Below are 13,724 nucleotides of genomic sequence, written 5' to 3' on the forward strand. Positions count from 1 at the left end.
TTATTTCATAAAGCCTTTATAATGACGTTTTACAAGTTGAGCTTCTAATTGCTTCATTGTTTCCAAAGCAACACCAACTACGATAATTACACTAGTACCGCCGATTTGTGCCGAGGCAGGCAGGTTCATGAAATTAATGAATAGGATTGGTAAAACTGAAATAACAATCAAGAATAGAGCACCAACGAATGTTAAACGGTATAGAACTTTTGTTAAGTAACTTTGCGTATCGTTACCAGGGCGGATGCCAGGAATGTACGCACCTTGTTTTTTCAAGTTGTCGGACAAATTTTCTGGATTCACTTGAATAAATGCATAGAAGTACGTAAACGCAACAATCAATGCAATATAGATAATCATCCCGACAGGTTTGTTATAATCAAACGTGTTCATGATGAAGGTAGTGAAGCCATTTTGACCGAAGAACGTTGCTAAAGTCTGAGGCGTAACAATAAACGCAACTGCAAAGATTACCGGAATAACACCTGCAGCATTTACTTTTAAAGGTAAATGTGTTTGTTGTCCACCAGCTTGTGGCGCACGTCCCGCAACTCGTTTTGCATATTGAATTGGAATCTTACGCAACGCTTGTTGAATATAGATAACTCCAACTACAACTGCAAGCATAACTAAAGCAAGTAATACTAGAATAGCGATTTTAATAAACAGCTGATCTCCAGCATCCTCGATTTGTTGTGCATAGATTTGGTTCACTGTTGTAGGAATAGCAGCCACAATACCCGCAAAGATAATGATAGAAATACCATTTCCAACACCATGTGAAGTAATTTGTTCACCTAACCACAGTAGGAAAGAAGTACCCGCAGTTAACACGACCGCGATCGTTAGGTATGATAATACACTTGTATCAGTGATTAGCGTACCACCGTACATTTGGTTGAACCCAAATGACATAGCGAACGCTTGAATGAAAGCCAAAACAACTGTTAAGTAACGAGTGAATTGTGCCAACTTGCGTCGACCAACATCACCTTGTTTAGCCCATTCCGCAAACTTCGGAACTACATCCATTTGCAGCAATTGAACGATAATGGAAGCTGTAATGTATGGCATAATCCCCAATGCAAAGATTGAGAAGTTAGACAATGCACCACCGCCGAAAGTATTAAGGAAACCAATTAAGTTAAACTCATCGGCCACCTTTAATACTTGAGAGTCGACGTTTGGTACTGGAATGAATGTTCCAATACGGAAAACGATCAACATTAATAATGTAAAGATGATTTTATTTCGTATATCTCGAACGCGCATAAAGTTTGAGATCATTTGAAACATTAGATCACCTCTGTTGTTCCGCCAGCGTTCTCAATAGCTTCTTTAGCACTGCCTGAGAACTTGTGAGCTTTTACTGTAAGCTTTTTGTTAAGAGTTCCATTACCTAGAATCTTAATTCCAGCTTTTTCATTACTCACAATACCAGTTTCTAGTAATAATGCAGGTGTTACTTCTGCACCATCTTCGAAACGGTTTAATGCATCAAGGTTAACGATTGCGAATTCTTTACGGTTGATGTTCGTAAAGCCGCGTTTTGGTAAACGACGGAATAGTGGGTTTTGACCCCCCTCAAATCCAGGACGAACGCCGCCGCCAGAACGAGCGTTTTGACCTTTATGACCTTTACCTGCAGTTTTACCGTTACCAGAACCGATACCACGACCAACACGGTTACGCTCTTTACGTGATCCTTCTGCTGGTTTTAACTCATGAAGTTTCATATGGGTGGCACCTCCTTGTTCAATGTTTGAAAATTAATTTCCTTTTACAGTAACTAAGTGAGCTACTTTATCTAACATACCGCGAATAGCTGCGTTGTCAGCTTGTTCAACAGTTTGGTTCATTTTACGTAAACCTAGAGCTTCAACAATTTTGCGTTGTTGAGGCTTAGTACCGATTAAAGATTTAGTAAGGGTAATTTCTAATTTGTTTGTCATTATAATTCCCCCCCTTATCCTAATAGTTCTTCCACTGATTTACCGCGTAGTTTTGCAACGTCCTCTGCGCGTTTCAGTTCATTTAGACCAGCAACAGTAGCACGTACCATGTTGATTGGTGTGTTTGAACCTAGAGATTTTGAAAGAATATCAGTAATACCAGCAAGTTCAAGTACGGCACGTACAGGACCACCAGCGATAACTCCAGTACCTGGAGCTGCAGGTTTGATTAAGATTTGACCTGCTCCGAAGCGACCAACAACATCATGTGGAGTTGTTCCACCAACACGTGGCACTTCGATTAAGTTTTTCTTCGCGTCTTCAACAGCTTTACGGATTGCGTCTGGAACCTCTTGAGCTTTACCAGTACCGAAACCTACATGACCGTTTTTATCACCTACAACAACTAGTGCTGTAAAGCGGAAGCGACGTCCACCTTTAACAACTTTAGCAACGCGGTTGATAGTAACTACGCGTTCTTCAAGTTCAAGTTTGTTTGCGTCAATGCGACTCATGAAGTATGTCCCTCCTTCTTATTAAAATTCTAAGCCGTTTTCACGTGCAGCTTCAGCTAAAGCTTTTACACGTCCATGATATAAGTAACCACCACGGTCAAATACAACAGCAGTAATATTTTTTTCCGCAGCGCGTTTAGCGATTGTTTCACCGATTTTTGCTGCAGCTTCTACATTGCTACCTACACCCTCAAAACCGTTTTCTTGAGAAGATGCACTAACAAGTGTTACACCAGCAACATCGTCAATAAGTTGCGCATAAATGTTCTTGTTTGAACGGAATACATTTAAACGTGGACGTTCAGCAGTACCCGAGATCTTTGTACGAACACGCGCATGACGTTTTTTACGAACTTGATTTTTATCTTGTTTCGTAATCACAGAGGTCACTCCTTTCTAATGCTTAGGCAGCATTATTTACCTGTTTTACCTTCTTTACGACGTACAAATTCGCCTTCATAACGAATACCTTTACCTTTATAAGGCTCTGGTGGGCGAACATCACGAATGTTTGATGCTAATGCACCAACACGTTCTTTGCTAATACCTTTTACGATCACTTTTGTATTTGAAGGAACTTCGATTTCTAGACCTTCTTCAGGTGTAAACTCAACTGGGTGAGAGTAACCAACGTTAAGTACAAGTTTTGTACCTTGTAATTGCGCACGGTAACCTACACCGATAAGTTCTAGAGAACGAGAAAATCCTTCAGAAACACCAGTAACCATGTTTGCTAATAGCGCACGAGTTGTACCATGAATAGTACGGTGTTGTTTTGACTCAGAAGGGCGAACAACATTGATGATGTTTCCTTCTAATTCAATTTTCATATCTTGGTTGAATTGACGAGTTAATTCGCCTTTAGGTCCTTTAACTGTAACTGTGTTATCGTCAGCGATAGTTAATGTTACGTTAGCAGGAACCTCGATTGGTTTTTTACCTACACGAGACATTTAGTTGCACCTCCATTCTTTTATTGCTAATTACCAAATGTAAGCTAAGATTTCTCCGCCAACTTTTTTAGCACGTGCTTCTTTATCAGTTAATAAACCTTGAGAAGTTGATACTAAAGCGATACCTAAACCGTTAAGTACACGAGGTACTTCGTCAGTTTTAGCATATACACGTAAGCCAGGTTTTGAAATACGTTTTAAGCCAGTGATAACACGCTCGTTTTCTTTTCCATATTTTAAGAAGATACGGATGATACCTTGCTTATTATCTTCAACATACTCTACATCACGAACGAAACCTTCACGCTTTAAAATTTCAGCGATTTCTTTCTTTAAGTTTGAAGCTGGTACTTCTAACTTCTCGTGACGAACCATGTTAGCATTACGAATGCGTGTTAACATATCTGCGATCGGATCTGTCATTGTCATAAATTTTACCTCCTTCCCAATTTAGGGGATTACCAGCTAGCTTTTTTAACGCCAGGAATTTGTCCCTTATATGCAAGTTCACGGAAACAAATACGGCAAAGTTTAAATTTACGATATACAGAATGTGGACGACCACAGCGTTCACAACGTGTATATTCTTGAACTTTAAACTTTTGCTTACGTTGTTGTTTAACGATCATTGATTTTTTAGCCACGTTTTCGCCCTCCTTATTTTATTACTTTTGGAACGGCATACCGAATTGTGTCAATAACTCGCGAGCTTCTTCATCAGAATTCGCAGTTGTTACGATCACGATGTCCATACCGCGTACTTTTGAAACTTTATCGTAATCGATCTCTGGGAAAATTAATTGTTCTTTAACACCTAGTGTGTAGTTTCCACGACCATCAAATGATTTTTTAGAAACACCGCGGAAGTCGCGTACACGTGGAAGTGCGATAGCGATTAATTTGTCCAAGAATTCATACATACGTTCACCACGTAATGTAACTTTTGCACCGATAGGCATTCCTTCACGTAGACGGAAACCAGCGATAGATTTTTTCGCTTTAGTTACAACTGGTTTTTGTCCAGTGATGATTGTTAATTCTTCTACAGCAGCGTCTAGTGCTTTAGAGTTTTGTACAGCGTCACCAACACCCATGTTGATTACGATTTTGTCTACTTTAGGCACTTGCATTACTGATTTATATTCAAACTTGCTCATAAGAGCTGGAGAAACTTCATTTAAATATTTTTCTTTTAGGCGGCTCATGTTCGTACCTCCCTTCTCAAATTTCTTATTAGTCGATTACTGCACCTGATTTTTTTGCAACACGAACTTTTTTGCCATCTTCGATTTTGTAACCTACACGAGTCGGCTCGCCAGATTTCGGATCGATTAGCATTACGTTCGATACGTGGATTGCTGCTTCTTGGCTTACAATACCACCTTGTGGGTTTAACTGGTTAGGTTTAACGTGTTTTTTAACAATGTTAATACCTTCAACAAGAACTCGGTCTTGTTTTGGGAAAGCAGCTAAAACTACGCCTTCTTTACCTTTATCTTTACCAGTGATAACTTTTACTTTGTCGCCCTTTTTTACATGCATTAGTGTCGCACCTCCTTGATTGGTACTATCATGAAATTAAAGAACTTCTGGAGCTAATGAAACGATTTTCATGAAGTTGCTATCACGTAATTCACGTGCAACAGGTCCGAAAATACGAGTTCCGCGTGGTGACTTATCGTCTTTGATGATTACGCAAGCATTTTCGTCAAATTTAATATAAGTACCATCTTTACGGCGTACACCAGATTTTGTGCGAACGACAACAGCCTTAACAACGTCACCTTTCTTGACAACGCCCCCTGGTGTTGCTTTCTTAACTGTTACAACAACGATATCACCGATGTTAGCAGTTTTACGGCCAGAACCACCAAGTACTTTAATTGTTAACACTTCGCGTGCACCTGAGTTGTCAGCAACTTTCATACGACTTTCTTGTTGGATCACTTAGGTTACCTCCCTTCGGAATTCGAATGTTTCCGAAATGTTATTAAATAATAACAGCTTTTTCTACGACTTCCACTAGGCGGAAACGTTTTGTAGCTGATAACGGACGAGTTTCCATGATACGTACGATATCACCGATTTTCGCTTCGTTCAACTCATCATGAGCCTTGAATTTTTTAGAGTACTTTACACGTTTACCATATAATTTATGTTTCTTATAAGTTTCAACAAGAACAGTAACTGTTTTGTCCATTTTATCAGAAACTACACGGCCCGTGTAAACTTTGCGTTGATTACGCTCAGTCATACTAAAGAACCTCCTTTATCAGTTATTTGCACTGATTTCTCTTTCACGAATCACAGTTTTCATGCGCGCAATCGCTTTACGAACTTCGCGGATGCGAGCTGTGTTTTCTAATTGACCAGTCGCCAATTGGAAGCGAAGGTTGAAAAGCTCTTCTTTCAGTGATTTCACTTGTAATTCAATTTCAGAAGTGGCAAGGTCACGGATTTCATTAGCTTTCATTAGATTCACCACCAGTTTCTTGACGTTTAACGATCTTACATTTAACAGGAAGTTTGTGTGATGCTAAACGAAGTGCTTCGCGTGCGATCTCTTCAGATACACCAGCAACCTCAAACATTACTTTTCCTGGTTTTACTACTGCTACCCAGCCTTCTGGAGAACCTTTACCGGAACCCATTCGAACCTCTAGAGGCTTTTTAGTGTAAGGCTTGTGTGGGAAAATTTTAATCCAAACTTTACCGCCACGTTTCATGTAACGTGTCATTGCAATACGGGCAGATTCGATTTGACGGTTAGTGATCCAGCTTGCAGTTGTTGCTTGTAAGCCCCATTCACCGAAAGAAACTTCTTTACCGCCTTTCGCTTCTCCACGCATGTTACCACGGTGTTCACGACGATATTTTACGCGTTTTGGTAATAACATTATTATTTGCCTCCTTCCACAGAGCTCTTCTTCGTTGGAAGGACTTCACCACGATAGATCCATACTTTAACACCTAGTTTACCATAAGTAGTGTCAGCTTCTGCGTGAGCATAATCGATGTCAGCACGAAGAGTATGAAGTGGAACAGTTCCTTCACTGTAATGTTCAGCACGCGCGATATCAGCGCCACCTAAACGACCAGATACTTGTGTTTTAATTCCTTTTGCACCAGCACGGATTGTGCGTTGGATTGCTTGTTTTTGAGCACGACGGAATGATACGCGGTTCTCAAGTTGACGAGCGATGTTTTCAGCTACTAAACGAGCATCAAGATCAGCTCTTTTGATTTCTACGATGTTAATGTGTACACGTTTACCAGTTAAATCGTTAAGGTATTTACGTAAGTTTTCAACTTCCGTACCGCCTTTACCGATTACCATACCTGGTTTCGCTGTGTGAATTGTAATGTTTACGCGGTTTGCAGCGCGTTCGATTTCTACTTTAGAAACAGATGCTTCTTTTAATGCAGATTCGATATATTTACGAACTTTGATATCTTCGTGTAATAAAGTCGCATAGTCTTTCTCAGCGTACCATTTTGACTCCCAATCACGAATAATACCAACTCGTAGTCCTATTGGATGTACTTTTTGACCCACGGATTAACCCTCCTTCTTCTCAGATACCACTAGAGTAATGTGGCTTGTGCGTTTGTTAATTGCGCTTGCACGTCCTTGTGCACGTGGACGGAAACGTTTTAATGTTGGACCTTCGTCAACAAAAACTTCAGAAACAACTAGGTTGTTTACATCTAAATCATAGTTATGCTCAGCGTTTGCAACTGCAGATTTTAATACTTTTTCAACGACTGGAGACGCCGCTTTTGGAGTATGACGTAAAATTGCAACTGCTTCACCAATTTGCTTGCCTCGGATTAAGTCTACTACTAGACGTACTTTACGAGGAGCGATGCGCACTGTGCGAGCGATAGCTTTAGCTTGTGTCATTAGGATTTACCTCCTCTCAAAATTAGCGTCTTGTTTTCTTGTCATCTGCACCGTGACCTTTGTAAGTACGTGTCGGTGCGAATTCGCCTAGTTTGTGACCTACCATATCTTCTGTCACGTATACAGGAACGTGTTTACGTCCATCATATACAGCGATTGTTAAACCGATGAAGTTCGGGAAGATAGTAGAACGGCGTGACCAAGTTTTGATAACTTGTTTTTTCTCTGAACCTTCTTGTGCTTCAACTTTTTTCATTAAGTGATCATCCACAAAAGGTCCTTTTTTCAAGCTGCGACCCATTTAGGAACCTCCCTCCGTGACTCCACCACGGCCCTATATGCGAACCGTAGTACAATCACATTATTTTTTACGAGAACGAATGATTAACTTATTAGTTTTGTTTTTCTTCTTACGCGTTTTGTAACCAAGAGCTGGTTTACCCCATGGTGTCATTGGAGATTTACGTCCGATTGGAGAACGTCCTTCACCACCACCGTGTGGGTGATCGTTAGGGTTCATTACAGAACCACGAACAGTTGGGCGTTTACCTAACCAACGAGAACGACCCGCTTTACCAATGTGGATAAGTTCGTGTTGCTCGTTACCTACTTGACCGATTGTTGCACGGCAAGTTGCTAATACTAAGCGAACTTCACCAGATTGTAAACGAACAATTACATATTTACCTTCACGACCAAGTACTTGTGCAGAAGTACCAGCAGAACGTACTAATTGTCCGCCTTTACCAGGTTTTAACTCGATGTTGTGGATAGTTGTACCCATTGGAATGTTTGCTAATGGTAAAGCGTTACCTACTTTAATATCAGCATCTGGACCAGATACGATTGTTTGACCAACTTCTAATCCTTTAGGTGCTAAGATGTAACGTTTTTCACCGTCAGCGTAGTTGATTAATGCGATATTCGCAGAGCGGTTTGGATCATATTCAATAGTAGCAACGCGTGCAGGAATTCCGTCTTTTGTACGTTTGAAGTCGATTACGCGGTATTGCTTCTTATGACCACCACCATGATGACGAACAGTAATTTTACCTTGGTTATTACGACCAGCTTTGCGTTTAATTGGTTCTAATAATGACTTTTCAGGCTTATTAGTTGTGATTTCCGCAAAGTCAGATGACGTCATATTACGACGACCATTTGAGGTTGGTTTATACTTTTTAATCGCCATGTGTTTTCCCTCCTTCTTGAATGTTCGATTCTTTCCTTATCGGAAATTAAATATCAAAAATTTCGATTTCTTTGCTATCAGCAGTTAATTTAACGATTGCTTTACGACGTTTGTTTGTGTATCCGCCGAATTTACCAACACGTTTAAATTTACCTTTGTAGTTCATGATGTTAACTTTTTCAACTGTTACGCCAAAGATCTCTTGTACAGCATCTTTAACTTGAGTTTTGTTTGCGCGAACATCAACTTCAAAAGTGTATTTTTTCTCAGCCATAAGCTCAGAAGAACGCTCAGTAATGACCGGACGTTTTAAGATATCACGTGCTTCCATTATCCAAGCACCTCCTCAACTTTTTCTACAGCAGCTTTAGTGAATACAACTTTTTCGTGACCTAATAGATCAAGAACGTTGATTCCAGAAGCCGTTAAAACAGTTACACCAGGGATGTTACGAGCAGATAATGCTACGTTTTCATCTAATTCAGCTGTAACGAATAAAGCTTTCTTTTCGATTTTAAGGTTACCTAAAATCGCTTTGAAATCTTTTGTTTTTGGTGCAGCTAATTGCAATGCATCAAGAACTAAGAAGTTTTGTTCTCCAACCTTAGCTGATAAAGCAGATTTAAGAGCTAAGCGACGAACTTTCTTCGGTAATTTGTAGCTGTAGCTACGTGGAGTTGGACCGAATACAGTACCACCACCGCGCCATTGTGGAGAGCGGATAGAACCTTGACGAGCACGACCAGTTCCTTTTTGACGCCATGGTTTACGTCCACCACCAGCAACTTCAGAACGGTTTTTAACTTTATGATTACCTTGACGTAGAGAAGCGCGTTGTGCAACTACTGCGTCGAATAATACTGCTTCATTTGGCTCAATTCCGAAAACTAAGTCGTTTAACTCGATTTCACCTACAGAAGCGCCTGTTTGACTAAGTACAGATACTTTTGTCATTCCTGTTTCCTCCTTTCTTCGAGAAATTATTTAGATTTTACAGCAGTTTTCACTGTAACTAATGCTTTACGAGAACCAGGAACATTACCTTTAACAAGTAGTAAGTTACGCTCAACATCAACCTTAACGATTTCGATGTTTTGGATTGTAACTACATTACCACCCATTTGACCAGGTAAATTCTTTTGTTTGAATACGCGGTTCGGAGCAACTGGACCCATTGAACCAGGACGACGGTGGTAACGAGAACCGTGGGCCATAGGACCACGAGATTGACCATGGCGTTTGATAACACCTTGGAAACCTTTACCTTTAGTAACACCTGTTACATCTACTACATCGCCTTCTGCGAAAATTTCTACTTTGACTTCTTGACCAACCTCGTACTCTTCCACACTAACGTTGCGGAATTCACGAATGAAGCGCTTAGGAGCAGTATTCGCTTTTGCTACGTGACCTTGTTCTGGTTTGTTAGAAAGCTTAACGCGCTTATCTTCGAAACCAACTTGAATTGCTTCGTAACCGTCTGTTTCAACAGTTTTCTTTTGAAGAACTACGTTTGGAGTAGCTTCGATAACTGTTACAGGGATTAAATCACCATTCTCAGCGAAAACTTGTGTCATACCAACTTTTCTACCTAAGATTCCTTTAGCCATTTGTCACACCTCCTGTGATTATTAAAAAGTTCTATTTGTTTTTACCATTAAAGTTTGATTTCGATATCAACGCCAGATGGTAAATCAAGTTTCATTAACGCATCAACAGTTTGTGGTGTTGGGTTAATGATGTCGATTAAACGTTTATGCGTACGCATTTCGAATTGTTCACGAGAATCTTTGTACTTGTGAACCGCACGAAGAATTGTGTACACAGATTTTTCAGTTGGTAACGGAATCGGACCTGATACACTAGCACCTGAACGTTTAGCAGTTTCCACAATTTTCTCAGCAGATTGATCTAAAACACGGTGATCATACGCTTTTAAACGGATACGAATCTTTTGTTTTGCCATAATTTTCCCTCCTTTTTTTCGCCTAATTACTAGACATTCTCCACGGAAATTTCCCACACACTCGCCATGGCAAAGCGGCCGGGTGTGTCGGCAACCTCCCGCTTCATCGCAGTCAAAGACCAACATTCAACATTATATACAATAAAAAAAGAATAATCAAGTGTTTTTGCTAAATTCTTTTCTATTGTCGTCTTTTATACATCGCTTTTCTACATAATGTTTCAAAGCCTTTATCAGTATATAAGAAATCCTATACTATATCAAACATTTATTCATGTATATTTAGTGGTAATTTGCGTTTTGATTCCTTTAAAATGTAAAACCGCCTCCCATTCACTCAGGAGGCAATTTATTATACTATTCAAACAATTATAATAGGTTCTTCTTTAAAACCAAATTTGAGTTCTTACTATTATAATGATTCTCTTACTACTTTCTTATAATACTGTATAGACAGTATCGCAAACACACCATACATGATGACATATAAAGTCATTGTTATAACTAATGGAGCCGCTAATTCCGACCCAAATAAAAACCAGCCCGATTTAACTGCAAAGTAACTGTGCAATAGACCAATAGCCAATGGTACTCCAAAGTTAAATGCTTGTTTCGCGTAGATTCCCTTCATAAGATCATTTGTCGAGAAACCAATCTTGCGGAGAATCTTGTAGGATTCCCTTTCATCTTCTGCTTCTGCCATTTGTTTAAAGTAGAGAATGCTCCCCGTTGTAAGCAGAAAGGCAAGTCCTAAAAAGGCCGTTACAAAGATGGTTAATCCTAATGAGGTAATATTCGCCTTTCTTACCTCTTCATATGAGCGCTGAATGAAGCTCTGGTCGTTTTCCTCCATTAATATGGATCTTTCATCTGCCAAGCTCTTGTAAATCTCTTCCGCTTTCTCTGTATCCTGCTTATCTACAAGATCAATGCCAATCTGAGAGGTAAATTCAGGTTCCTCATTCTTCTCCAATTGGATTTTCTCAAACATTTCATCAGTTACTATCAAAATGGGACTGCCATATGCTACACGACTAGATAATAGATTATCTTCTCGAATATCTTTAATATATAAAGATACTTCCGTTTCTCCAGCATTTACTATAATGTCACGCCCCGCCTGGATAGGTAATACCTCTGCAAGGACATTGACATAACTTGTAATTATGGCATCACCATTTTCCAGCTTCACGTTAGGCTCTATTTGTTGAAAATCACTTAAGGGTACAACGGTAGTTTCCGACTCTGCGGCATTTAAGGTGAATTCTTGTAATTGACCCGATACTAATTCACTGATATCTAGCATGACATTTGAAATTTGGTAGGTATCTTGTTCGAATTCTATCCCGGCATGCTGCAATTCTTCGATAAACTCTGTTCCTTGATTATTTAATAGAATATAGTCATATGGCGAAACCTGTCTTGCACTTGTTCCTGAGGAATAATAGGAGATATATGATAAACTCATGATTCCTACTGCCAAACCTGTAAGCAATGTAATGAGCGTCAATGACTTGGAATTGCCTTTCATCCGATGCATAATCGGTGTTACAGCCATTACATCCGTTACCTTTAAATGACCACTTTTCTTTGCACGTATCATATTCATGATAAGCGAAACGGAGTAACGGAAGAAAAGGAATGTGCCTAGCATAGTTGAGCCAAGTATGACAATCATGTGCAAAAATAAACTTTTAAATAAACTTGATTTTTCTACATTAAATAATTCTGTAGATTGATAATATCCAAAAGCTATTAACAAGAGTCCCACTAACCCCATTACTGACTGGAAGATGCTAAAACGCTTCACACGTTCATCAGCTTGTTTTGTCGCACTGAACAAAGATAATAACGAAACTCGGCGTACCATCCAGCCTAGCTGCAGTATAATGACTACCAGGAGAATTGCAAAGATAATAACCGATTGTTTAAATGCTTCCTGGGAAAATGATAGGCGGATCACTAAATCAATCTCCAGCATTTTCATTAAAACCATGGCAAATAAACGAGAACTTAGAAATCCGAGAATCATCCCAATACCAACCGCTAATATAAATAAAACAATATTTTCTAGGGCGATCAATCGGACAACTAACCCTTTCGTCATTCCGATGAGTTGATACAAACCGATTTCCTTACTTCTTCTTTTCATAAAGAGCTGGCTGGCATAAAGCACAAATAGAGTAATAATGACATACAAAATATAGCTAGCTGCACTGAAACCTGCAGAAGCTGTACCACTTAGCTTAAGAGCTTCAACTACACTGGGATTATACTGGAGTGTGGTAAATGAAAAACAAAGTGTCACACTAAAAATAAGCGCAAAGAAATAGAGATAGTATTGCTTGACGTTTTTTCGCATACTGCGAAAGACTAATCGACTAAGCGTCATAACCATCACCACCTAGTACGCTTTGAGTACTCATAATTTGCTGGAAAAATTGCTGCCTCGTTTTATCCCCTTTATATAGTTCCGTATAGATTGCTCCATCTTTTAGAAATAAAACTCGTGAGCAAAAGCTTGCTGCAACCGAGTCGTGGGTAACCATCATGATGGTTGCAGATTTCTGTTGATTTATTTTCTCTAAATTTGTCAACAATGCTGTTGCTGATTTGGAATCAAGTGCACCGGTAGGCTCATCTGCAAACACTAATGCCGGATTTGTTATTAATGCACGTGCAGCAGAAGTTCTTTGCTTCTGACCTCCTGATATTTCATTTGGATACTTATTCAAGATATCTGAAATGCCCAGCAAGGCAACCAGCTCTTTTAATCGACTTTCTGCAACAGCTCTTGGTTGTTTACTAATAGAGAATGGAAGCAGAATGTTTTCTTTCACTGTTAGCGTATCTAGCAGGTTATAATCCTGGAATATGAATCCGAGCTGTTCCCTTCGAAATTTAGCCAGCTCCTTTTCTTTCATGCCTCTTAGACTCTGGCCATTTATTTCTATAACTCCTTCAGTAGGGTGATCAATCGAACACAAAACATTTAATAGTGTCGTTTTACCAGAACCGGATGGTCCCATGATTCCGACAAATTCTCCTTTGCCAACTTCTATATCAATACCTTTCAACACTTCCTGTGCTGTAGACTTTTTCCCATATACTTTTCTAATCTTTCTACCAACTAAAACCGACAATTTATAACGCCCCTTCCTTTTATACTTTTAATTCTACAACTGCGGGAAATTTCGTACCTCCGATTTACATGACAAAAATAAATGGTAGGTGACAATTTT

General features: G+C 39.5%; 24 protein-coding genes. All 24 read right to left on the minus strand.

Annotated features, from left to right (window positions below):
* A complete protein-coding gene (gene secY / locus QYB95_RS10670; RefSeq protein ID WP_301138330.1) occupies nucleotides 1-1,296 on the minus strand; it encodes a preprotein translocase subunit SecY in 1,296 nt (431 codons plus the stop codon).
* Nucleotides 1,296-1,736, minus strand: coding sequence for a 50S ribosomal protein L15 (gene rplO, locus QYB95_RS10675; RefSeq protein ID WP_301138331.1), 441 nt, complete (start codon nucleotides 1,734-1,736; stop codon nucleotides 1,296-1,298). The genes secY and rplO overlap by 1 nt, the downstream gene beginning before the upstream one ends.
* 33 nt (nucleotides 1,737-1,769) lie before the next feature.
* Complete coding sequence (gene rpmD, locus QYB95_RS10680; protein ID WP_107932326.1) at nucleotides 1,770-1,952, minus strand: 50S ribosomal protein L30; 183 nt, start codon at nucleotides 1,950-1,952, stop codon at nucleotides 1,770-1,772.
* Nucleotides 1,953-1,966: 14 nt separating this feature from the next.
* Nucleotides 1,967-2,467 (minus strand): 30S ribosomal protein S5, encoded by a 501-nt coding sequence (gene rpsE, locus QYB95_RS10685; RefSeq protein WP_301138332.1) that lies wholly within the window; start codon nucleotides 2,465-2,467, stop codon nucleotides 1,967-1,969.
* A gap of 21 nt (nucleotides 2,468-2,488) precedes the next feature.
* Complete coding sequence (gene rplR, locus QYB95_RS10690) at nucleotides 2,489-2,848, minus strand: 50S ribosomal protein L18 (RefSeq protein WP_301138333.1); 360 nt, start codon at nucleotides 2,846-2,848, stop codon at nucleotides 2,489-2,491.
* A 32-nt stretch (nucleotides 2,849-2,880) separates the two neighbouring features.
* The gene (gene rplF, locus QYB95_RS10695) at nucleotides 2,881-3,420 is read right to left on the minus strand and encodes a 50S ribosomal protein L6 (RefSeq protein WP_301138334.1); all 540 of its coding nucleotides are present in this window, start codon (nucleotides 3,418-3,420) and stop codon (nucleotides 2,881-2,883) included.
* A gap of 30 nt (nucleotides 3,421-3,450) precedes the next feature.
* Nucleotides 3,451-3,849 (minus strand): 30S ribosomal protein S8, encoded by a 399-nt coding sequence (gene rpsH, locus QYB95_RS10700; protein WP_107932318.1) that lies wholly within the window; start codon nucleotides 3,847-3,849, stop codon nucleotides 3,451-3,453.
* A 29-nt stretch (nucleotides 3,850-3,878) separates the two neighbouring features.
* Complete coding sequence (locus QYB95_RS10705) at nucleotides 3,879-4,064, minus strand: type Z 30S ribosomal protein S14 (RefSeq protein WP_004233656.1); 186 nt, start codon at nucleotides 4,062-4,064, stop codon at nucleotides 3,879-3,881.
* A 21-nt stretch (nucleotides 4,065-4,085) separates the two neighbouring features.
* Nucleotides 4,086-4,625: a 50S ribosomal protein L5 gene (gene rplE, locus QYB95_RS10710; RefSeq protein ID WP_036200734.1), complete on the minus strand. Its 540-nt coding sequence runs from the start codon at nucleotides 4,623-4,625 to the stop codon at nucleotides 4,086-4,088.
* Between the two features lie 28 nt (nucleotides 4,626-4,653).
* A complete protein-coding gene (gene rplX, locus QYB95_RS10715) occupies nucleotides 4,654-4,962 on the minus strand; it encodes a 50S ribosomal protein L24 (protein WP_036200735.1) in 309 nt (102 codons plus the stop codon).
* A 36-nt stretch (nucleotides 4,963-4,998) separates the two neighbouring features.
* The gene (gene rplN / locus QYB95_RS10720) at nucleotides 4,999-5,367 is read right to left on the minus strand and encodes a 50S ribosomal protein L14 (protein ID WP_036200739.1); all 369 of its coding nucleotides are present in this window, start codon (nucleotides 5,365-5,367) and stop codon (nucleotides 4,999-5,001) included.
* A 43-nt stretch (nucleotides 5,368-5,410) separates the two neighbouring features.
* Nucleotides 5,411-5,674: a 30S ribosomal protein S17 gene (gene rpsQ, locus QYB95_RS10725; RefSeq protein WP_036200740.1), complete on the minus strand. Its 264-nt coding sequence runs from the start codon at nucleotides 5,672-5,674 to the stop codon at nucleotides 5,411-5,413.
* 18 nt (nucleotides 5,675-5,692) lie between these two features.
* Nucleotides 5,693-5,893: a 50S ribosomal protein L29 gene (gene rpmC / locus QYB95_RS10730; protein WP_036200742.1), complete on the minus strand. Its 201-nt coding sequence runs from the start codon at nucleotides 5,891-5,893 to the stop codon at nucleotides 5,693-5,695.
* The gene (gene rplP / locus QYB95_RS10735) at nucleotides 5,883-6,317 is read right to left on the minus strand and encodes a 50S ribosomal protein L16 (RefSeq protein WP_107932312.1); all 435 of its coding nucleotides are present in this window, start codon (nucleotides 6,315-6,317) and stop codon (nucleotides 5,883-5,885) included. The genes rpmC and rplP overlap by 11 nt, the downstream gene beginning before the upstream one ends.
* Nucleotides 6,318-6,319: 2 nt before the next feature.
* Nucleotides 6,320-6,976, minus strand: a complete 657-nt coding sequence (gene rpsC / locus QYB95_RS10740) for a 30S ribosomal protein S3 (RefSeq protein ID WP_301138335.1) — start codon at nucleotides 6,974-6,976, stop codon at nucleotides 6,320-6,322.
* Nucleotides 6,977-6,979: 3 nt separating this feature from the next.
* Entirely contained in the window at nucleotides 6,980-7,324 is a 345-nt protein-coding gene (rplV, locus tag QYB95_RS10745; protein WP_036200749.1) for a 50S ribosomal protein L22, read from the minus strand.
* A gap of 22 nt (nucleotides 7,325-7,346) precedes the next feature.
* Nucleotides 7,347-7,625, minus strand: a complete 279-nt coding sequence (gene rpsS, locus QYB95_RS10750) for a 30S ribosomal protein S19 (RefSeq protein WP_036183148.1) — start codon at nucleotides 7,623-7,625, stop codon at nucleotides 7,347-7,349.
* 60 nt (nucleotides 7,626-7,685) lie between these two features.
* Nucleotides 7,686-8,516, minus strand: a complete 831-nt coding sequence (gene rplB, locus QYB95_RS10755) for a 50S ribosomal protein L2 (RefSeq protein WP_301138336.1) — start codon at nucleotides 8,514-8,516, stop codon at nucleotides 7,686-7,688.
* Nucleotides 8,517-8,562: 46 nt separating this feature from the next.
* Nucleotides 8,563-8,847 (minus strand): 50S ribosomal protein L23, encoded by a 285-nt coding sequence (rplW, locus tag QYB95_RS10760; protein ID WP_301138337.1) that lies wholly within the window; start codon nucleotides 8,845-8,847, stop codon nucleotides 8,563-8,565.
* Nucleotides 8,847-9,470, minus strand: coding sequence for a 50S ribosomal protein L4 (gene rplD, locus QYB95_RS10765; RefSeq protein ID WP_301138338.1), 624 nt, complete (start codon nucleotides 9,468-9,470; stop codon nucleotides 8,847-8,849). The genes rplW and rplD overlap by 1 nt, the downstream gene beginning before the upstream one ends.
* Nucleotides 9,471-9,496: 26 nt before the next feature.
* The gene (gene rplC, locus QYB95_RS10770) at nucleotides 9,497-10,126 is read right to left on the minus strand and encodes a 50S ribosomal protein L3 (RefSeq protein WP_301138339.1); all 630 of its coding nucleotides are present in this window, start codon (nucleotides 10,124-10,126) and stop codon (nucleotides 9,497-9,499) included.
* Nucleotides 10,127-10,173: 47 nt separating this feature from the next.
* A complete protein-coding gene (gene rpsJ, locus QYB95_RS10775; protein ID WP_036172433.1) occupies nucleotides 10,174-10,482 on the minus strand; it encodes a 30S ribosomal protein S10 in 309 nt (102 codons plus the stop codon).
* A gap of 412 nt (nucleotides 10,483-10,894) precedes the next feature.
* Nucleotides 10,895-12,874: an FtsX-like permease family protein gene (locus QYB95_RS10780; protein ID WP_301138340.1), complete on the minus strand. Its 1,980-nt coding sequence runs from the start codon at nucleotides 12,872-12,874 to the stop codon at nucleotides 10,895-10,897.
* Nucleotides 12,864-13,625, minus strand: a complete 762-nt coding sequence (locus tag QYB95_RS10785) for an ABC transporter ATP-binding protein (RefSeq protein WP_301138341.1) — start codon at nucleotides 13,623-13,625, stop codon at nucleotides 12,864-12,866. Before QYB95_RS10785 ends, QYB95_RS10780 begins: the two co-directional genes overlap by 11 nt.
* Nucleotides 13,626-13,724 lie beyond the last annotated feature (99 nt).

Origin of the sequence: Ureibacillus aquaedulcis (genome assembly GCF_030418165.1) — a bacterium.
Lineage (GTDB): Bacteria > Bacillota > Bacilli > Bacillales_A > Planococcaceae > Ureibacillus > Ureibacillus aquaedulcis.